The organism is Streptomyces sp. NRRL B-1140, from assembly GCF_001280065.1.
Classification (GTDB): Bacteria; Actinomycetota; Actinomycetes; order Streptomycetales; family Streptomycetaceae; genus Streptomyces.
On record NZ_LGEA01000001.1, the window covers coordinates 57,701 to 76,675 of the forward strand.

At 72.3% G+C, this 18,975-nt stretch carries 16 protein-coding genes; 8 read left to right on the forward strand and 8 right to left on the reverse strand.

Going from position 1 to position 18,975, the window contains the following annotated elements; translation table 11 throughout:
- Window positions 1-11: 11 nt before the first annotated feature.
- Complete coding sequence (locus ADK65_RS00265; protein ID WP_053667689.1) at window positions 12-506, reverse strand: ATP-binding protein; 495 nt, start codon at window positions 504-506, stop codon at window positions 12-14.
- 307 nt (window positions 507-813) lie between these two features.
- On the opposite strand from ADK65_RS00265, the gene ADK65_RS00270 reads away from it, so the two are divergent.
- From ADK65_RS00270 to meaB, 3 genes are read left to right on the forward strand one after another with little or no spacing between them, the layout of a single operon-like run.
- Complete coding sequence (locus ADK65_RS00270) at window positions 814-2,625, forward strand: methylmalonyl-CoA mutase family protein (protein WP_053667690.1); 1,812 nt, start codon at window positions 814-816, stop codon at window positions 2,623-2,625.
- Entirely contained in the window at window positions 2,625-4,799 is a 2,175-nt protein-coding gene (gene scpA, locus ADK65_RS00275) for a methylmalonyl-CoA mutase (RefSeq protein ID WP_053667691.1), read from the forward strand. The genes ADK65_RS00270 and scpA overlap by 1 nt, the downstream gene beginning before the upstream one ends.
- Window positions 4,796-5,782: a methylmalonyl Co-A mutase-associated GTPase MeaB gene (gene meaB, locus ADK65_RS00280; protein WP_053667692.1), complete on the forward strand. Its 987-nt coding sequence runs from the start codon at window positions 4,796-4,798 to the stop codon at window positions 5,780-5,782. The genes scpA and meaB overlap by 4 nt, the downstream gene beginning before the upstream one ends.
- Window positions 5,783-5,846: 64 nt before the next feature.
- Here the strand turns inward: meaB and ADK65_RS00285 are convergent, their stop codons facing one another.
- On the reverse strand, window positions 5,847-6,284 hold the full coding sequence (locus ADK65_RS00285; RefSeq protein WP_053667996.1) for a MarR family winged helix-turn-helix transcriptional regulator: 438 nt from the start codon (window positions 6,282-6,284) through the stop codon (window positions 5,847-5,849).
- A gap of 146 nt (window positions 6,285-6,430) precedes the next feature.
- Between ADK65_RS00285 and ADK65_RS00290 the strand changes: the two genes are divergently transcribed.
- Both ADK65_RS00290 and argG read left to right on the forward strand, forming a co-directional pair.
- Window positions 6,431-7,312 carry an NmrA/HSCARG family protein gene (locus ADK65_RS00290; RefSeq protein ID WP_053667693.1) on the forward strand — a complete coding sequence of 294 codons (882 nt, stop codon included), beginning with the start codon at window positions 6,431-6,433 and terminating at the stop codon, window positions 7,310-7,312.
- Between the two features lie 62 nt (window positions 7,313-7,374).
- Window positions 7,375-8,829 carry an argininosuccinate synthase gene (argG, locus tag ADK65_RS00295; protein WP_053667694.1) on the forward strand — a complete coding sequence of 485 codons (1,455 nt, stop codon included), beginning with the start codon at window positions 7,375-7,377 and terminating at the stop codon, window positions 8,827-8,829.
- 97 nt (window positions 8,830-8,926) lie between these two features.
- Here the strand turns inward: argG and ADK65_RS00300 are convergent, their stop codons facing one another.
- The 3 genes from ADK65_RS00300 to ADK65_RS00310 form a co-directional block, all read right to left on the reverse strand.
- Window positions 8,927-9,616, reverse strand: coding sequence for a neutral zinc metallopeptidase (locus ADK65_RS00300; RefSeq protein ID WP_053667695.1), 690 nt, complete (start codon window positions 9,614-9,616; stop codon window positions 8,927-8,929).
- A gap of 160 nt (window positions 9,617-9,776) precedes the next feature.
- Window positions 9,777-11,210: a Re/Si-specific NAD(P)(+) transhydrogenase subunit beta gene (pntB, locus tag ADK65_RS00305; protein ID WP_053667696.1), complete on the reverse strand. Its 1,434-nt coding sequence runs from the start codon at window positions 11,208-11,210 to the stop codon at window positions 9,777-9,779.
- A gap of 6 nt (window positions 11,211-11,216) precedes the next feature.
- Window positions 11,217-12,773, reverse strand: a complete 1,557-nt coding sequence (locus tag ADK65_RS00310) for a Re/Si-specific NAD(P)(+) transhydrogenase subunit alpha (protein ID WP_053667697.1) — start codon at window positions 12,771-12,773, stop codon at window positions 11,217-11,219.
- 299 nt (window positions 12,774-13,072) lie between these two features.
- Here ADK65_RS00310 and ADK65_RS00315 point away from each other — a divergent pair, with 299 nt between their 5' ends.
- From ADK65_RS00315 to ADK65_RS00325, 3 genes are all read left to right on the forward strand, one after another.
- Window positions 13,073-14,602 carry an MFS transporter gene (locus ADK65_RS00315; RefSeq protein WP_053667997.1) on the forward strand — a complete coding sequence of 510 codons (1,530 nt, stop codon included), beginning with the start codon at window positions 13,073-13,075 and terminating at the stop codon, window positions 14,600-14,602.
- A 229-nt stretch (window positions 14,603-14,831) separates the two neighbouring features.
- The gene (locus ADK65_RS00320; RefSeq protein WP_053667698.1) at window positions 14,832-15,758 is read left to right on the forward strand and encodes a polysaccharide pyruvyl transferase family protein; all 927 of its coding nucleotides are present in this window, start codon (window positions 14,832-14,834) and stop codon (window positions 15,756-15,758) included.
- Between the two features lie 104 nt (window positions 15,759-15,862).
- On the forward strand, window positions 15,863-16,183 hold the full coding sequence (locus tag ADK65_RS00325; protein ID WP_053667699.1) for a DUF3040 domain-containing protein: 321 nt from the start codon (window positions 15,863-15,865) through the stop codon (window positions 16,181-16,183).
- A gap of 15 nt (window positions 16,184-16,198) precedes the next feature.
- On the opposite strand, the gene ADK65_RS00330 is transcribed toward ADK65_RS00325, so the two are convergent.
- The 3 genes from ADK65_RS00330 to ADK65_RS00340 all read right to left on the reverse strand — a co-directional run bounded on the left by ADK65_RS00330 (window position 16,199) and on the right by ADK65_RS00340 (window position 18,919).
- Complete coding sequence (locus ADK65_RS00330) at window positions 16,199-17,176, reverse strand: glycosyltransferase family 9 protein (protein WP_053667700.1); 978 nt, start codon at window positions 17,174-17,176, stop codon at window positions 16,199-16,201.
- Between the two features lie 163 nt (window positions 17,177-17,339).
- Window positions 17,340-17,921 (reverse strand): HAD family hydrolase, encoded by a 582-nt coding sequence (locus tag ADK65_RS00335; protein WP_053667701.1) that lies wholly within the window; start codon window positions 17,919-17,921, stop codon window positions 17,340-17,342.
- A complete protein-coding gene (locus ADK65_RS00340; RefSeq protein WP_053667702.1) occupies window positions 17,918-18,919 on the reverse strand; it encodes a glycosyltransferase family 2 protein in 1,002 nt (333 codons plus the stop codon). Before ADK65_RS00340 ends, ADK65_RS00335 begins: the two co-directional genes overlap by 4 nt.
- Window positions 18,920-18,975: the final 56 nt, after the last annotated feature.

The following is an 18,975-nucleotide window of genomic DNA, read 5'->3' on the forward strand; positions in this document are numbered from 1 at the left end:
CTCGGCCGGAGTCACGTGGCGGGACCTGCTTCGCGTATCTCGTCGGGGCCGTTGTGCGGCGCCGGGCGCAGGCAGGCGGTGATCTCCTTGCCGTCGTCCAGGAACACGACGGTCACCTCGCTGCTGACCGTGTGCACCACGTGCATCCCGTGACCGCCGAAACGCTGCCCGTCGCGCCTCATGACCACCGGTTGCTCGGCGGAGGTGTCCCACACGGTGATGGCCAGTCCGTCACCGGACGTCCGCAGAGTCATCCCGCAGGGGCCGGGTGCGTGCCGGATCGCGTTGGTGACCAGTTCGCTGACGACCAGTTCGGCATCGATCGCGAGCGGGGCCGGCACGGGCGTGCGGCCGGTACACGGTACGTGCGACAGGAACGCGCGCAGCGCTCGGCGTGCCTCGACGGCACACGCTGCGCCTTCTGCCCAGACCACGCCGTAACGGAGGGTGGCCTGCTCGTCCGCGCCCGGCTCATCCTCCGCCTGCTTCATAAGCGGGATGACCATGTGGGGCTCTTTCGTTGTTGTTCGTGTTGCCAAGTGACCTTTCGGACGTTCATCTACCCCGGCGCTCAGTGCCCACACTGCCCACCGCCCGCCGTCGAGTGTGCGCTGCGCCGCATGGTCGGGCAGGCACAGCCGACCCGTGACGTTTCGGCCCGCGGCAGCGGTTCCGTCGCTACCATGGGCGGCGATCTCCGTCCCTCCCGGGCAGGTCGCACGGGCGGGGAGAGCGAGGTCACAACCGTGGCGAGGGCAACGTCACAGCCGTTCCCTCTGCTGCTCGTTCGTTAACGTGGCCTAACATCCGAGCATGACGGTCCTGCCTGACGACGGGCTTGAGCTGGCCGGCGAGTTCCCTGACGTGCCCCATGAGCAGTGGCAGCGCCTTGTGGCGGGTGTGCTGCGCAAATCGGGCAAGGACGTCGAGGGGGCCGAGGCCGAGGAAGCCCTGTCCACCGCGTTGGAGGACGGGTTGCGCACCCGCCCCCTCTACACCGCCCACGACGCCGCGCCCGAGCCGGGCTTCCCCGGTTTCGCCCCCTTTGTGCGCGGCGGCCGCCCCGAGGGGAACACGGCCGGCGGCTGGGACGTACGGCAACGGCACACGGTGGCCGACCGTGACGCGGTGCTCGGGGACCTGGAGAACGGCGTCACCTCGCTGTGGCTGACGGTCGGAGAAGGCGGCATCGCGCCGGCGGACCTCGGCCGGGTTCTCGACGGCGTGTACCTCGATCTGGCGCCCGTCGTCCTGGACGCGGGACGCGACACCGAGTCCGCCGCCCGGGAGCTGCTGCGGGTGTACGAGGAGCGGGGAGTCGCTCGCGAGGCCGCGCGCGGCAACCTGGGTGCGGATCCGCTGGGGTACGAGGCCCGTACCGGGCAGCGGTGCGAGAGCGCGCCGGCGGCCGAGCTCGCGCGGCTGTGCGCCGGGCAGTACCCGGGACTGCGTGCGCTGACCGTGGACGCGCTGCCGTATCACGAGGCCGGTGGTTCGGCCGCCCAGGAGCTGGGCTGCTCGCTGGCCACCGGGGTGGCGTACCTGCGGGAGCTGACCGAGGCCGGGCTGGACGTCGAACAGGCCTGTGCCCAGCTGGAGTTCCGGTACGCGGCCACCGCCGACCAGTTCCTGACGATCGCCAAGCTGCGGGCCGCGCGCCGGCTGTGGGCCCGGGTGTCCGAGGCCTGCGGGGCGCCGCGCGCGGGGGCGCAGCTCCAGCACGTCGTGACGTCGCCGGTGATGATGACGCGCCGTGACCCGTGGGTGAACATGCTGCGCGCCACGATCGCCACGCTGGCCGCCGGTGCGGGCGGGGCCGACGCGGTCACCGTGCTGCCCTTCGACCACGCCCTCGGCCTGCCGGACGCGTTCGCGCGCCGGATCGCCCGCAACACCTCGACCATCCTCATCGAGGAGTCGCACCTGGCCCGGGTGATCGACCCGGCGGGCGGCTCCTGGTACGTGGAGCGACTCACCGACGAACTCGCCCACGCGGGCTGGGAGTTCTTCCGGCGGATCGAGCGGCTCGGCGGCCTGGCGGCGGCTCTGCGCTCGGGTGACCTGGAGCGGGATCTCGCCGAGACCTGGCAGGCGCGCACCGGCCGGCTGGCCAAGCGGCGCGAACCCATCACCGGTGTCAGCGAGTTCCCGTTCCTCGCGGAGAAGCCGGTCGTCCGCGCGGACGCTCCCGAGCCGCGCTCCGGCGGGCTGCCGCGGGTGCGCCGTGACGAGGCGTACGAGGCGCTGCGCGCCCGCTCCGACGCCCATCTCGCCGCGACCGGGTCCCGGCCGCGGATCTTCCTCGCCGCGCTGGGCCCGGCCGCCGCCCACACCGCGCGCCTCACCTTCGCCTCGAACCTCTTCCAGGCCGGCGGCATCGAGCCGGTCACGGAGGGCACCTTCGAGGAGAGCGGTGCGACGGAGGCCGTGCTGTGCTCCAGCGACGCGCTGTACGCGGAGCGGGCCGAGGCCACCGTCCAGGAGCTGAAGGCCGCCGGTGCCCGGCATGTGTTCCTCGCGGGCCGGCCCGGGGAGTACCCCGGTGTCGACGCGTACGTGTTCGCGGGCTGTGACGCCGTCGCCGTGCTGTCCGCCACCCTCGACCGCATGGGAGTTGCGTCCTGATGACCATCCCCGACTTCTCCGGGATCGAGCTGGGCACCCCGGCCCCCGACGGCGGCGCCGACGAATGGCGTGCGGCGGTCAAGAACGCCTCCGGCGGGGACGACCTGCTCTGGGAGACCCCGGAGGGCATCGCCGTCAAGCCGCTCTACACCGGCAACGACCTGGAGGGCCTGGACTTCCTCGACACGCGGCCGGGAGCGGCGCCGTACCTGCGCGGCCCGTACCCGACGATGTACGTCAACCAGCCCTGGACGATCCGCCAGTACGCCGGTTTCTCGACGGCCGAGGAGTCCAACGCCTTCTACCGGCGCAACCTCGCGGCCGGCCAGAAGGGCCTGTCCGTCGCCTTCGACCTGCCCACGCACCGGGGCTACGACAGCGACCACCCGCGGGTGACCGGCGACGTCGGCATGGCGGGCGTGGCGATCGACTCGATCTACGACATGCGGCAGCTGTTCGACGGGATCCCGCTGGACAAGATGACCGTGTCGATGACGATGAACGGTGCCGTGCTGCCGGTGCTGGCGCTGTACATCGTGGCGGCGGAGGAGCAGGGCGTACCGCCGGAGAAGCTGGCCGGAACCATTCAGAACGACATTCTGAAGGAGTTCATGGTCCGCAACACCTACATCTATCCGCCGAAGCCGTCGATGCGGATCATCTCCGACATCTTCGCCTACACCTCGCAGCGGATGCCGCGCTACAACTCCATCTCCATCTCCGGGTACCACATCCAGGAGGCCGGTGCTACGGCCGATCTGGAGCTGGCGTACACCCTCGCGGACGGCGTCGAGTACATCCGCGCGGGGCGTGAAGCGGGCCTGGACGTGGACGCGTTCGCGCCGCGCCTTTCGTTCTTCTGGGCGATCGGCATGAACTTCTTCATGGAGGTCGCCAAGCTGCGGGCGGCGCGGCTGCTGTGGGCGAAGCTGGTGAAGCAGTTCGACCCGCAGAACGCCAAGTCGCTTTCCCTGCGCACCCATTCGCAGACCTCGGGCTGGTCGCTGACCGCGCAGGACGTGTTCAACAACGTGACGCGCACCTGCGTCGAGGCGATGGCGGCGACGCAGGGGCACACTCAGTCGCTGCACACCAACGCCCTCGACGAGGCGCTCGCGCTGCCCACCGACTTCTCGGCGCGCATCGCCCGCAACACGCAGCTGCTGCTCCAGCAGGAGTCCGGCACCACCCGCGTGATCGACCCGTGGGGCGGGAGCGCGTACGTGGAGAAGCTGACGTACGACCTGGCCCGGCGCGCCTGGCAGCACATCGAGGAGGTCGAGGCCGCGGGCGGTATGGCCAAGGCCATCGACGCGGGCATCCCGAAGCTGCGCATCGAGGAGGCCGCGGCCCGCACGCAGGCCCGGATCGACTCGGGACGCCAGCCGGTCATCGGCGTCAACAAGTACCGGGTGGAGTCCGACGAGCAGATCGAGGTCCTGAAGGTCGACAACTCCTCCGTGCGCGCCCAGCAGATCGAGAAGCTGCGGCGGCTGCGCGCGGAGCGCGACGAGCGGGCCTGCCAGGACGCGCTGGACGCGCTCACCCGGGCGGCCGGCGGCGAGGGCAACCTGCTGGAGCTGGCCGTGCACGCGGCCCGCGCGAAGGCCACCGTCGGGGAGATCTCCGACGCCCTGGAGAAGGTGTACGGCCGGCACGCGGGGCAGATCCGTACGATCTCCGGCGTGTACCGCAACGAAACCGGAGAGTCCCCGAGCGTGGACCGCACCCGCACCCTGGTGTCCGCCTTCGAGGAGGCCGAGGGCCGCCGCCCGCGCATCCTGGTCGCGAAGATGGGCCAGGACGGCCACGACCGCGGCCAGAAGGTGATCGCCACGGCGTTCGCCGACCTCGGTTTCGACGTGGACGTCGGCCCGCTGTTCCAGACGCCCGCCGAGGTGGCCCGGCAGGCCGTCGAGGCGGACGTGCACATCGTCGGCGTCTCCTCGCTGGCGGCCGGTCACCTCACCCTCGTCCCGGCGCTGCGCGAGGCGCTGGCCGAGGAGGGCCGCGAGGACATCATGATCGTGGTCGGCGGGGTGATCCCGCCGCAGGACGTGCCGACGCTGCTGGAGATGGGCGCGGCGGCCGTCTTCCCGCCCGGGACGGTGATCCCGGACGCGGCGTACGACCTGGTGCGGCGGCTGTCGGACGGCCTCGGGCACGAACTGTGATCGATGTCGACGCGTATGTGAAGGGCGTGCTCGACGGGAAGCGGGCGATCATCGCCCGCGCGATCACACTCGTCGAATCGACCCGGCCCCAGCACCGGGCGCTGGCCCAGGAGTTGCTGACCGCGCTGCTGCCGCACAGCGGCCGGGCCCGGCGGATCGGGGTCAGCGGGGTGCCCGGCGTGGGCAAGTCGACGTTCATCGACGCGTTCGGCACGCTGCTGACCTCGCTCGGGCACCGGGTGGCGGTGCTGGCCGTCGACCCGTCCTCCAGCCGTACCGGCGGCTCCATCCTGGGCGACAAGACCCGGATGGAGCGCCTGGCCGTGGATCCGGCGGCGTTCGTGCGCCCCTCCCCCACGGCGGGCACGCTGGGCGGGGTCGCCAAGGCCACCCGTGAGTCGATCGTGGTGATGGAGGCGGCCGGCTACGACGTGATCCTGGTGGAGACGGTCGGTGTCGGCCAGTCCGAGACCGCCGTCGCGAACATGGTCGACACATTTTTGCTGCTCACCCTCGCCCGCACGGGCGACCAGCTCCAGGGCATCAAGAAGGGCGTGCTGGAGCTGGCGGACGTGATCGCCGTCAACAAGGCGGACGGGCCGCACGAGCGCGACGCCCGGGCGGCCGCGCGGGAACTGGCGGGTGCCCTGCGGCTGATGCACGGCAAGGACGCGTTCTGGACGCCGCCGGTGCTGCACTGCAGCGCCCGCGAGTCGACCGGCCTGGACACGGTGTGGGAGCGCCTGGAGCAGCACCGCACGCTGCTGGACTCCACCGGCCGCCTCACCGCCAAGCGCCGTGACCAGCAGGTCGACTGGACCTGGACCATGGTCCGCGACGAACTCCTCGGCCGCCTGCAGGCCGACCCTGCGGTACGGGCGTTGGCGCCGGTGCTGGAAGAGCAAGTCAGGGAAGGCGAGTTGACTCCGACTCTGGCGGCGGAGCGGATCCTGGGGGCGCTCGGGGGCTCCGGCACCGGGTGACTTCGCCGGCCGTCCCGACGCCGGCCCGAAGCCTGGTCCGCATCGGGCCCGGGCAATTCGTCTCTCAGTCCGGCTTGGGCTTGGATCGCAGGTGCCGCATCTGGGTGTGGCTGAGATCGTGCGCCTGTCGCATGTGACGGGTGATCACCTCGAGCTCGTCCTCGGTGTGACCGTCGAGCAGCGCCTGCCACGACCGGCCGAGGTCGTCCCATACCGCGGTGACGCGGGCGACGCGCTCCGCCACCGGGGCGACCAGCACCCGCCGGCGGTCCTGCCGGTCGGGAGTGCGGACCACGTACCCGTCTCGTTCGAGACGGTCCACCAGACGTGTGGCCGAGCCTGTCGTCAGGCCCGTCATGTCGGCGATCTGCCGGACGGTGAGCGGTCCCGGCCGGGCCGTCAGCAGACTCAGACACTGCACATCGGTCGGGTGCAGACCGAGATGGTCGGCGAGAGCCTGATTGAACAGCACATACGCCGCCAGGTAGCGGCGGGACTCCATCGACAACTCCTCGTACAGCCGGGCACGCCGCGACTCCGCCACCTGGATCACACTCCTTATTGCTGCGCGACGCAGCAATCTCGTACTAGTCTGCTGCGTGACGCAGTTAATGCGCAACGCAGTCATTCTATCCTTGGGGGAGATCCATGCTCAACGTCGCCGTCTCCGGAGCCACCGGAGCCCAGGGCGGGGCCACCGCCCGAGCCCTGCTCGCGGCCGGCCACCGAGTGCGCGCCTTGACCCGCAGTCCCGATTCGCTCGCCGCCGACACCCTCCGCGGCCTCGGGGCCGACGTCCGCCACGCCGACTTCGACGACCGCACGTCCCTCGACGCGGCCCTCTCGGGGACGCACTCGCTCTTCGCGGTCACCACCCCGTTCGGCACCGACCCCGCCACCGAAACCCGGCAGGGCAAGGCCCTCGTCGACGCCGCGGCAGCGGCCGGCCTCACGCACGTCGTGCTCACCTCCGCCGCACACGCCGACCGCGGCACCGGCATCCCGCACTACGAGAGCAAACACCTGGTGGAGCGGCATCTGCGCGGGGCCGGAGTGCCCTGGACGGTGATCGCCCCGGCCGCGTTCATGGACAACTACACCAGCGGATGGACGCTGGAAGGGCTGCGTCAGGGCACGTTCGCCTGGCCCATGCCCGCCGACGCGCCGCTTGCTCTCATCCCCGCCGGCGACATCGGCGCGTTCGCCGCACTGGTCCTCCAGCACCGCGACGAGTTCTCCGGGCGTCGCATCGACATCGCCTCCGACGAGCTCACCCCCGCCGAGATGGCGCAGGCCCTCGCGGTGGCCACCGGCCGTCCGATCCGCCACCAGGAGGTACCCCTGACCCACGTGCGGACCCGCTCCGCGGACCTGACCGCCATGTTCGAGTACTTCACCACCTCGGGCCTCGACGTCGACGTGACAGAGCTGCGTCGCGACCACCCCGAAGCCGGCTGGCACAGCTTCACCGACTGGGCCGCCGGCCAGGACTGGCCCAAGCTCCTGGCGCCCGCCTCGGCGGCTCAGTGACCTCCCCTGCGTCACCGCACAGGGCACTTGCATGACTATGCAAAGTGATACATACTCTTTCTATGTCCAAGGTCCTCACCTCCCTGCCCGCCGGCGAACGCGTCGGCATCGCCTTCTCGGGCGGTCTCGACACCTCCGTCGCGGTCGCGTGGATGCGCGACAAGGGCGCCGTCCCGTGCACCTACACCGCCGACATCGGCCAGTACGACGAGCCCGACATCGCCTCGGTTCCCGGCCGTGCCACGACCTACGGCGCCGAGATCGCGCGCCTGGTCGACTGCCGAGCCGCGCTGGTCGAGGAGGGCCTGGCCGCGCTGACCTGCGGCGCGTTCCACATCCGCTCGGGCGGACGGGCGTATTTCAACACCACCCCGCTCGGCCGCGCCGTCACCGGCACGCTCCTGGTGCGGGCCATGCTGGAGGACGACGTCCAGATCTGGGGCGACGGCTCGACCTTCAAGGGCAACGACATCGAGCGGTTCTACCGCTACGGACTGCTCGCCAACCCGCACCTGCGGATCTACAAGCCCTGGCTCGACGCGGCCTTCGTGAGCGAGCTCGGTGGCCGCAAGGAGATGTCCGAGTGGCTGCTGGCCCACGGACTGCCCTACCGGGACAGCACGGAGAAGGCGTACTCCACGGACGCCAACATCTGGGGCGCCACCCACGAGGCCAAGACGCTGGAGCACCTGGACACCGGCGTCGAAACCGTCGAGCCGATCATGGGCGTCCGGTTCTGGGACCCGTCGGTCGAGATCGCCGCCGAGGACGTGACCATCGGCTTCGCCGAGGGCCGCCCGGTGACGGTCAACGGCAAGGAGTTCGCCTCCCCCGTCGACCTGGTCATGGAGGCCAACGCCATCGGCGGCCGGCACGGCCTGGGCATGTCGGACCAGATCGAGAACCGGATCATCGAGGCCAAGAGCCGCGGCATCTACGAGGCCCCCGGCATGGCCCTGCTGCACGCCGCCTACGAGCGCCTGGTCAACGCGATCCACAACGAGGACACCCTCGCCCAGTACCACACCGAGGGCCGGCGCCTCGGCCGGCTGATGTACGAGGGCCGCTGGCTGGACCCGCAGGCGCTGATGATCCGCGAGTCGCTGCAGCGCTGGGTCGGCGCCGCCGTCACCGGCGAGGTGACGCTGCGGCTGCGGCGCGGTGAGGACTACTCGATCCTCGACACCACGGGCCCGGCGTTCAGCTACCACCCGGACAAGCTGTCCATGGAGCGCACCGAGGACTCCGCGTTCGGCCCGGTGGACCGGATCGGCCAGCTCACGATGCGCAACCTCGACATCGCCGACTCCCGCGCCAAGCTGGAGCAGTACGCCGGCATCGGCCTGATCGGCACGGGCAGCCCCACCATCGGCGCCTCCCAGGCCGCCGCGACCGGGCTGATCGGCACCATGCCGGAGCTGCCGCAGGGCGGCGCCGAGGCCATCGCCTCCCGCGGTGAGGTCTCGGAGGAGGACGCGTGGCTGGACCGCGCGGCGATGGACTCCGGCACGGACTGACCCCGCAGCACCGCCGCGAGGCCGGCCCGACATCTCGTCGGGCCGGCCTCGCGCATGCTGTCCGCACCGCGAACGCGCCGGTTCCGCGCGGCTTCTCCTACCGGACCGGGGCCGACGCGCCTTCCGCGGACGCCTCTTGCGGCAAGCAGCCCTCGACCCCCACCTCCTGGCCCGTGGCGAAGGCGTCGACCCGCTCGGAGGCGCTCCCGTGGTCCCCTTCCTTCGTCCAGGGGGTCTGGTCGGCGTCCCGGACGAGGGCCGTGCGCACCTCGTCGACGTCCCCCGAGTCGAAGACGACCGTTCCGTCCTGAGCGGCACCCTCGAGTTCCGCACCGGCCAGGCAGTCCGCCTGCAACTCGGCGTCCACCGTCTGGAGTTCGGCGTCGAGGCGGTTCTGTATGGCATGACCCCACTCGTGCGCGACGACCAGGTACACGAACGCGTCCCCGTACCGGTAGCCGGAGCGCATGAGGTCGGTGTCCCAGGCGAGGTAGTCCTCGTCCGTCCTGCAGTAGAAGGCGTTGTCGTCGGCCAGCGGTTCGCCGTCGCAGGTGGGGACGTCCGCGGAGGCGCCGTCGTACTCGCCCAGGACGGTGGGCGGAACGTACGTCTCGGTGAAGAACTCGGACCAGTGGGCGTCCCAGAAGGCGTCGACGCCCTGCACGGCCGTTTCGATGTCGAGGTCCATGTCGTCGCGCGCGGGGGCCCCGTACGCGTAACCCCCCGAAACGGCCAGCAAAGCGGCTGCCAGTACCGCGCACACGCGTACCCGAAGCTGATGGGTCATGGTCGACTCCGCACCATGCCGGTGTCGCAACGCGGGCTGCGCCGTCCGTGCGTGCCCGGCGTCGCCGTGATGCCTGTCCCCACCAGTCAACGCCCTTACCGGGCCCACCGCACCCGCGGGCGCCGGTGCCCCGCCGGTCCGTACCGGCGGGGCACCGCGCTCAGCGCGACGTGCCGGCCATCTCCCGGACCGGCGTGTCCAGGGAGTCCAGGCCGCGCAGGATGTCCTCGACGCGCTGCCTGGCGTCGCCGAAGAGCATCTGGGTGTTCTCGCGGAAGAACAGCGGGTTCTGCACGCCCGCGTACCCGGCGGCCATCGACCGCTTGAAGACGACCACGTTCGCCGCCTCCCACACGTGCAGCACCGGCATGCCGGCGATGGGGCTGGACGGGTTGTCGGTGGCGGCCGGGTTGACCGTGTCGTTGGCGCCGATGACCAGGACGACCGACGTGGCGGCGAAGTCGTCGTTGATCTCGTCCATCTCCAGGACGATGTCGTACGGCACGTTGGCCTCGGCGAGCAGCACGTTCATGTGCCCGGGCAGCCGGCCGGCCACGGGGTGGATGCCGAAGCGCACCTCCACGCCCCGGTCGCGCAGCTTGCGCGCCAGTTCGGCGACCGGGTACTGCGCCTGCGCGACGGCCATGCCGTAGCCCGGCGTGATGATGACCGAGGTGGCGTTGCCGAGGAGTTCGGCGGTCTCCTCGGCGTTGATCTCCCGGTGCTCGCCCTGCTCGCCCTCGTCGGCGGCCGCCGCGGGGGTGCCGAAACCGCCCGCGATCACCGAGATGAAGGAGCGGTTCATCGCCTTGCACATGATGTACGACAGGTAGGCACCGGAGGAGCCGACCAGCGCACCGGTGACGATGAGCAGGTTGTTGGCGAGCAGGAAGCCCGAAGCGGCGGCGGCCCAGCCGGAGTAGCTGTTCAGCATGGAGACCACCACCGGCATGTCACCGCCGCCGATGGAGGCGACCAGATGCGCGCCGAGGGCGAGCGCGATCACGGTGACCGCGATGAGCAGGCCCATGCTCGGGCGGGCCACGAACGCGATGGTCAGCCCCACGAAGGCGACCAGCGCGCCGATGTTGAGGACGTGCTTGCCGGGCAGCGTGAGCGGGCGGGAGTTGATGCGCGCCGAGAGCTTCAGGTAGGCGACGACGGAACCCGTGAAGGTGACGGCGCCGATGAACACCCCGATGAACACCTCGGCGTGATGGATGCCCAGCAGCGAACCCGACAGCTCGGCGTCGACGTCGAGGTAGCCGTTCCAGCCGACGAAGGTGGCGGCGAGACCGACGAGGCTGTGCATGATGGCGATCAGCTCGGGCATGCCGGTCATCTCGACCACCCGGGCCCGCCACAGGCCGACGCCCGCGCCGAGGGCCGTGGCGACGGCGATCAGGACGAGCCCGGTCGCGGTGATGCTGCGGGAGGCGAGCCCGACCGTGGCGGCGAGCGCGACGACCATGCCCGCGATGCCCCAGACGACTCCGGAGCGGGACGTCTTGTGCTGGGAGAGGCCGGCGAGGCTGAGGATGAACAGCAGCGCGGCGACGACGTAGGCGGCCTGGGCGGCCGTGTCTGTGGTCATCCCTGATCAGCCCTTCGAGAACATGCCGAGCATGCGGCGGGTGACGGCGAATCCGCCGAAGATGTTGATGCTCGCCAGCAGGATCGCGGCGAACGACAGTACGGTGACGGCGGTGTCGCCCTGCCCGATCTGCAGCAGCGCGCCGACCACCACGATGCCGGAGATGGCGTTGGTGACCGACATCAGCGGGGTGTGCAGCGCGTGGTGCACGTTGCCGATGACGTAGAAGCCGATGACGATCGCCAGGACGAACACCGTGAAGTGGCCGAGGAGTTCGCTCGGGGAGAAGGCCGTCACCAGGAACAGTGCGAGCGCTCCGGCACCGACGAGGGCGTAGGAGGACCAGGCCGGGCGGGCGGGCTTGGCGGGTGTCTGTGCGGCGGTAGGTTCCGGCTCCTTGGCCGCGGCCGGTGCGGGCGCGGCGGACACCTGGACCGGGGGCGGCGGCCAGGTCTTCTCGCCCTCGCGGACCACGGTCATCGACCGCTGCACCACGTCGTCGAAGTCGAGGACGAGCCGGCCGTCCTTGCCCGGGGTGAGCAGCTTCATCAGGTTGACGATGTTCGTGCCGTACAACTGCGAGGCCTGGGCGGGGAGCCGGCCGGGCAGATCGGTGTACCCGATGATCGTCACGTCGTTGTCGGTGACGACCGCCTTGCCGGCGACCGTGCCCTCGACGTTGCCGCCCTGGGAGGCGGCCATGTCGACGATCACGCTGCCGGGCTTCATGCGCGCCACGTCCTCGGCCGTGATCAGCCTCGGCGCGGGACGGCCCGGGATGAGCGCGGTGGTGATGATGATGTCGACGTCGGCGGCCTGCTCGGCGTACATCTGCGCCGCGAGCCGGTTGTAGTCGTCCGAGGTGGCCTTGGCGTAGCCGTCGGTGCTCACCTCCTGCTCGGTCGAGACCGTCAGGAACTCGCCGCCCAGGGAGCGCACCTGCTCGGCGACCTCGGGACGCGGGTCGGTGGCGCGGACCACGGCGCCGAGGCTGCGGGCCGCGCCGACCGCGGCGAGCCCGGCCACTCCCGCCCCGGCCACGAGCACCTTGGCGGGCGGCACCTTGCCGGCGGCGGTGACCTGGCCCGTGAAGAAGCGGCCGAAGGCGTGCGCGGCCTCGACCACGGCCCGGTATCCGGCGATGTTCGCCATCGAGCTGAGGACGTCCAGCGACTGGGCGCGCGAGATGCGCGGCACGGCGTCCATGGCGAGCACGGTGATCGGACGCCGTGCCAGTTCCTCGACCAGGTCCGGGTTGAGACCGGGGCTGACCAGCGCGATCAGCGTCGCCCCGTCGCGCAGGCGGCCGATCTCCTCGGTGGAGGGGGCGTTGACCTTCAGCACGATCTCCGCCTGCCACGGATCGCCGAGCCGGGCTCCCGCCTCCTCGTAGGCCGCGTCGGAGAAGCGGGACGAGGCTCCCGCCCCCGGTTCGACCGTGACGTCGTACCCGAGCGCGACGAGTCTCCCCACGGTGGCCGGCGTGGCCGCCACCCTGGTCTCGCCCGCAGTGGATTCGGCCGGTATGCCGATCCCCTGGGGTTGCGGTTCCGCTGGGACCATCGTCTGCCTCTCCCGTCGTTCGACTGCTTGTCCTCCTTGGTGCCCGCATCCTGCACGTTCGACGCGGCATCCGTGGCGGACCACGGTCACATGGCCGAGGAGGTCGTCCTCACACCGCCCAGGGGTTGCCGGAGAGCACATTCCGCGGTATCGGCGTGGCTCCCGGGACCGATGAGTCATGTGATGCGACACGCCATCGCCGGGCGCAGACTGAGATCGTGAGCAGCACGCGCCCGGGGCGCGGCGAGGCCGCGGCCCCCTCCCGGTCAGCACCGCATCAGAGCGTCGCGCTGGCGGCGATGATGTTCGCCGTCGCCATGACGTTCATCGACCAGACCATCGTGTCGATCGCGGCCCCGGACATCGTCCGCGAACTGGACTTGTCGTCCTCCGGCATGCAGTGGGTGGTCAACGCCTATCTGCTGGCCCTCGCGGCGTTCTTCGCTCTCGGTGGCCGTCTCGCGGACCTCTACGGGCCGCGCCGGGTCGTCGTGATCGGCACGCTGGTGTTCGTCGTCTCGTCGGTGCTGTGCGGGTGTGTTCCCGAGGGCGGTGCCGCACAGGCCTGGCTGATCGTCTTCCGGGCCACCCAGGGGCTGGGGGCTGCCCTGCTGTTCCCGGCGGCTCTGGCCGTGGTGGTGACGGTGTTCCCGGTCGAGCGGCGCGGGCGTGCCCTGGCGCTGTTCTTCGGGATCACCGGCGCGCTGACCGCCATCGGCCCGCTGCTGGGCGGCTGGCTGACCGACTGGACCTGGCGGGCCGTGTTCTGGGTCAACGTCCCGGTGGCGGTCGTGGCGCTGGTGCTGACGGCCCTGGCGCACATCCCCGACCGGCGGCGGTCCGGCACGCTGGACGTGCCGGGTGCCGTCCTCATCGCGATCGGCATGGGCCTGAGCGTCCTCGGCTTCCAGCAGGCGTTCTCGTGGGGCTGGGACAGCTGGGCGACCTGGGTGTGCATCGGGGGCGGCCTCGCGGTGCTGGCCGGGTTCGTCCGCTTCGAACGCGGGGTGGAGCATCCGCTGATCGATCTGCGGGTCTTCCGCGACAAGGCGTTCAGCGTGGACGCGCTGGTGCTGTTCTTCGCGATGCTCGCGTTCGTCCCGCTGTTCTTCTTCGCCTCCGTCTACGCCCAGGTGTCGCTGAGCGCCTCGCCGAACCAGGCGGCGCTGTTCCTGCTGTACATCTTCGTGGGCTTCGCGATCGCCTCCCAGTGGGGCGGCCGGATCCTCGACAAGAAGGGCGCGAGGCCGGCCCTGAAACTGGGCGGGGTGGTGGGCGCCGTCGGGTTCGCGCTCTGGGCGGGCGAACTCACCAACCTGACCATGCACGACCAGTGGCTCTACGCGGCGCTCGCCGGGGCCGGCATCGGCTTCATCCTGGCGCCGGCGTCGACGGACGCCGTGAACCGGGCCATCGGCACCTCCTACGGCGAGGTCACCGGCATCACCCAGACCGTGCGCAACTTCGCCGCCAGCGTGGGCATGGCGATCTACGGCACGATCCTGACGCACGTCACGACCGACAACGTCACGGGCACCCTGGAGTCCCAGGGCGTGCCCACGGGGACGGCTGAGAGCGTGGCGCGCGACGTCACCGAATCGGTCACCGGCAACGGCGACGCCCGGCCTCCCACCGGCACCGGCCCCGCCGCCGAGGCCACCCGGGACGCGATGTCGGCGATCCGCATGGACTTCGCGGAGGCCAACCAGTGGGTGTTCTACGGGATGGCCATCGCCCTGGGCATCGCCTTCCTGTGCGCTCTGCGGCACCCGGGCGGCACGGTGGACGCGAACGCGAAGGTGGAGGAACCGGTGGCGCAGGCCCGCTGACGGGCGGCGTCAACGCGCGCCGCCCGCAGTGCTGATCGGCGACGGGGTGCACCACCGTCGCCCCGCCGCGCAGCATGGCCTCGGCCGCTGCCCCGGCACGGCCCTGCCCGACCGTCGTACCGGCACCGCACAGGGCGCCCGGTCCTGGAGCCCTCTCACGCCTGGTGACGGGACGGGCCATGACCGTAATGCCCTGAATGTCTTCCTGCTGTCCGGGCACTCAGGGCTTGTGCACACACAACAGGGCAAGCGACCGCGCAGGGTGCTGCTCACCGGGTGGTTCAGCTTCCAGGACCGGGAGGCGACCGCCGGGGACGTACTGGCCCTGCGCCGGGTGGAGGACGTGCTGCGGGGGACGGGCATCCCCTACGACGTCGCCTGGAGCCCCCGCTTCCGTCCGGAGGCTTTGCATCTGGACCGGCTGTGGCCCGAGGACTACACCCATCTCGTGTTCGTGTGCGGCCCGCTGCACGGGCCGCAGGTGGAGGAGCTGCACCGGAGGTTCGCGCACTGCGTGCGGATCGCCGTCGGCACCTCGGTGATCGACCCCGGCAGCTCGGCCGTGACCGGCTTCCACCGTGTGCTGCCCCGGGACGGACCGGACAGCGAGCCGGTGGAGGACCTCGCGGCCCGCGCCCCGGACGTGCCGGCGCGGCCCGTGGTCGGGGTGATCCTCGCGCACGGACAGCACGAGTACGGGCAGTTGCGGCGACACGGGCAGGTCGCCGAGGAGGTGACGCGCTGGCTGGCCGCGAAGGACTGCGGCAGGCTGGAGCTGGAGACCCGGCTGGACACGCACGACTGGCACCTGAGCGCCACGCCCGCGCAACTGCAGTCCGTGCTGGCCCGGCTGGACCTGGTCGTCACCGACCGGCTGCACGGGCTCGTGATCGCGCTGCGGGTGGGCACGCCGGTGCTGGCCGTCGACCCCGTCGCGGGCGGCGCCAAGCTGACCGCGCAGGCCCGTGCCTGCGGCTGGCCCGCGCTGGTGCCCGCCGAGCGGCTGGACGTGCGGCAGTTGGACCGCTGGTGGGACTGGTGCCTGACCGGCGGCCGGGTGACCGCGCGGCAGATCCGCGACGGATTCCGCGAGGGCACGGTGCCGGACAGCGCGGACCGGCTCGTCGAGGCTCTGGCGCGCCCGGTGCCCGGTTAGCTCGGCGGCCCCACGGGGCACCCGCTTGTACGTCCCCCGCTGTACTTCCCCGCCGCACGTCCCCCCGGGAGGAGAGACGGTCCGGCCGCCCGGAAGGAGAGAGCGTGTCCATCGGCCGACTTCCCGAGAACGAGCAGCGCATCCTCGATGAGATGGAACGGGCCCTGCGCCGCGACCGTCGCCTCGACCGCAAGCTGCGCACCCATCGAGTGAGCCGCCGCCCCGACCCCGCCCGCGTCCTGGCCCGTCTGGCGTCCTATCGCCCTCGCGTCTGGACCGTGGCGGTCCTCTTCGCGATCTCCACCGGGCTGATGGTGGCCGGGATCGTCACGTCCGAGCCCGGAGTGATCTGGGCGTTCGCCGCGATATGGCCCCTGACGATGTTCGCCGGGTTCCGGCTGATGTGCAGGTGGTGCGGGAGCTGAGCGCGACGCGGGCCGCTACGGCCACTGTGGGCCGGGCAGTTCGCCGACGGCGCGCAGTACGTCGTCGGCGGTGATGCGCAGCAGCGCCGGGTCGGGGCGGCGACCGTGCGGATCGCCCTCCGGGCCGTACCACAGGGCACGGTGGCGCGGGTCGGGCGGCGGGCCCCAGCGGCTCGGCGCGACCGGGCCGAACAGGGTGACGGAGCGCGTGCCGTGGGCGACGGCGAGGTGGGCGATGCCGGTGTCGCCACTGATCACGGCGTAGGCACCGGCGACCAGCGCGGACAGCCGTTCGAACGGCAGGCCGCCGCCGAACACGTCGGTGTCCGGCAGGCCGGCCTCCTTGGCGAGCCGGGCCACCAGGTCGTTCTCGGCCGCACCTCCCGTCACCACGACCCGCAGGCCCCGGGCCCGCAAGTCGGCCGCGACGGCCGCGTACCGCTCGACGGGCCAGCGGCGCGCGGGCGACCCGGCGCCGGGATGCAGTACGGCCGCCCCGGGCGCCGGGGACGCCGTACGCGGGCGGGGCAGCGACAGGTCGCCCGGGTCGGCGTCGATGCCGTAGGCCCGCAGCAGCCGGCACCAGCGGTCGCGTTCATGCTCCTCCGGGTACCAGGGCGGCCCTTCGACGCCGGGCAGCTCCGGGTGGGCGAAGGCGAGCAGTCTGTGCGGGCGCAGGCTCAGGAGCAGCCGGTGGCTGGGCGGGCCGTTGCCATGCAGGTCGACGGCGATGTCCGGGGGCGGGCCGGTCCAGTCGAGCGTGGGCGGGACGGCCCGGCCGGGGGCACTCGCGGGCAGCAGCCGGTCCACGGCCCCCGTGGCGGCCGCGACCGGCGCGAGCTCGGCGGGTGCCGCCAGCACGAGTTCGTGCCCCGGATGGGCCCGCCGCAGCGCGCGCAGCGCGGGAACACCGGCGAGCAGGTCCCCGAGTCCGAGGGCCCGAAGGACGATGAGACGGGGGCGGGCGGGCTGCGCCGCCGGATCCGAGGTCATGCCAGCAGCCTGCCGCGCCCGGCCCGGCTCCGCCGCCGCAGACCCGCTCATCGGGTGCCGTGCGGCACTTCCGCGGCCGTCACGGGTCAGCACTCGGGCACGGGCCTCGGTGTACTCGATGCGGTAACGGCCGTGGCCTGTGGCCACCCGGGTCCGGGCCGGTTCACGGGCCCGTCGTGAACGCCTGCCGGATGGGGCGTTCGTCGGCGAGGACGCGGCCCTTCGGTGGTCCGTCCAGCAGCGCCCGGACCGCGGTGAGCAGGTCCGGGGCGACGTGGTCGGCCCGGGCGGCCTCCTCGGGGCGCGTGTGCCCGTCCGGGACCAGGATGCCGTGCGCGCCCGCCCGGCGCGCGGCCTCGGCGTCCGCAGCGGTGGAGCCGATGACGGCGAGTTCGGCGGGCCCGGTGCAGATCCGGCCGCCCGCCCACAGCAACATGCCGGGCTGCGGCCTGCGGCAGTGACAGCCGTCGTCCGGGCCGTGCGGGCAGACGGCGAACACGTCGAAGGGGCCGAGGAGTTCGTCCACGCGGTGGTTGACCCGCCGCACGTCGGCGTCGGTGAGCAGCCCGCCCGCGACACCCGGCTGGTCGGTGACGGCACCGGTGCGGATGCCGCGCTCCCGCAGCAGCGAAAGCGCCTCGCGAGCGCCCTCGACGGGGCGTACACGGTCGGGGTCGGCGTTGTTCGGGACGTCCTCGACGAGCGTGCCGTCGCGGTCGAACAGCACGGCCTTCACCGGGCTCACGGGGTGGCCTCCTCCTGCCAGGCGGGGGTGTGACGGTGGTGCCAGGCACCTGCCAGCCGGTGCCAGGTCGCGGTGGGCGGGATGAGCACGCTGGTCGCCAGCATCGTCGTGACCTCGTGGCGGGTGCGCGGACCGGGGACGATACGGGCGCGGGCGAACTCCGCCGTGCCCGCCGCCCAGCCGAGCGCACAGGCCGTGGCCGCCCGGCCGTGCCCGGCGGCGGCGAGGGCGCAGGCGGCGAGACCGGCGGTCGTGATGGCCGCGTGGGTGCGGATCCGGCCGCGCGGCGCGACGGCCTTGTCCCACCAGTCGGGGCCGTGCAGATGCCGCATCAGGGCGTCGTCGGCGTTGCCGCGCTGCTGGCGCACGGAAGCCCAGCGGGAGGCGCCGTGCAGGGGGTGGCGGGTGGTACGGCGGCCCTGCCGGATGCGCCAGCCCGCGTCGAGGACGCGCAGCGCGAGGTCGGCGTCCTCGCGGAAGGCGCGCCGGAAGCGTTCGTCGAAGCCGCCGACCTCCTTGAGGACCTCGGTGCGGTAGGCCATGTCGGCGGTGACCCAGTGGGCCCGGACGAGTCCGGCCGTGCCGCGTTCCCAGTCGGTGGGACGGCGTTCGCCGGGCAGCGGCACGGCGAGGACGCCCTGGACGCCCGCGGTGTCGGGGGACGCCCCGGCGAGGTCCTCGGCCAGCTGCTCGCACCAGTGGGCTCCCACCTGGACGTCGTCGTCGAGGAACACGGTCCACGGTGTGTGCACGGCGCGCAGCCCGGTGTTGCGGGCGGCGGCGGGCCCACGACCGCCGCCGCCCAGCACGGTGGTCCGCTCCCCCAGGTCGCCGAGGACGCTCAACGGGTGCCGCAGCGGCCCGGGTTCGGGATCGGCCCGGTCGTCGACCAGGACGATCTCCTCGGGGCGCGGTCCGGTCGCGGCCGCGAGCGCGCCGAGACAGTCGGCGAGGGTGTCCGGCACGAGAGTGGGGATCACGACGGCGTACGGGGTCATACGGGCGGCCCTCCCTCCGGCGGCGTACGCGGACTGCCGTGCTGGCGAGTGCCGCG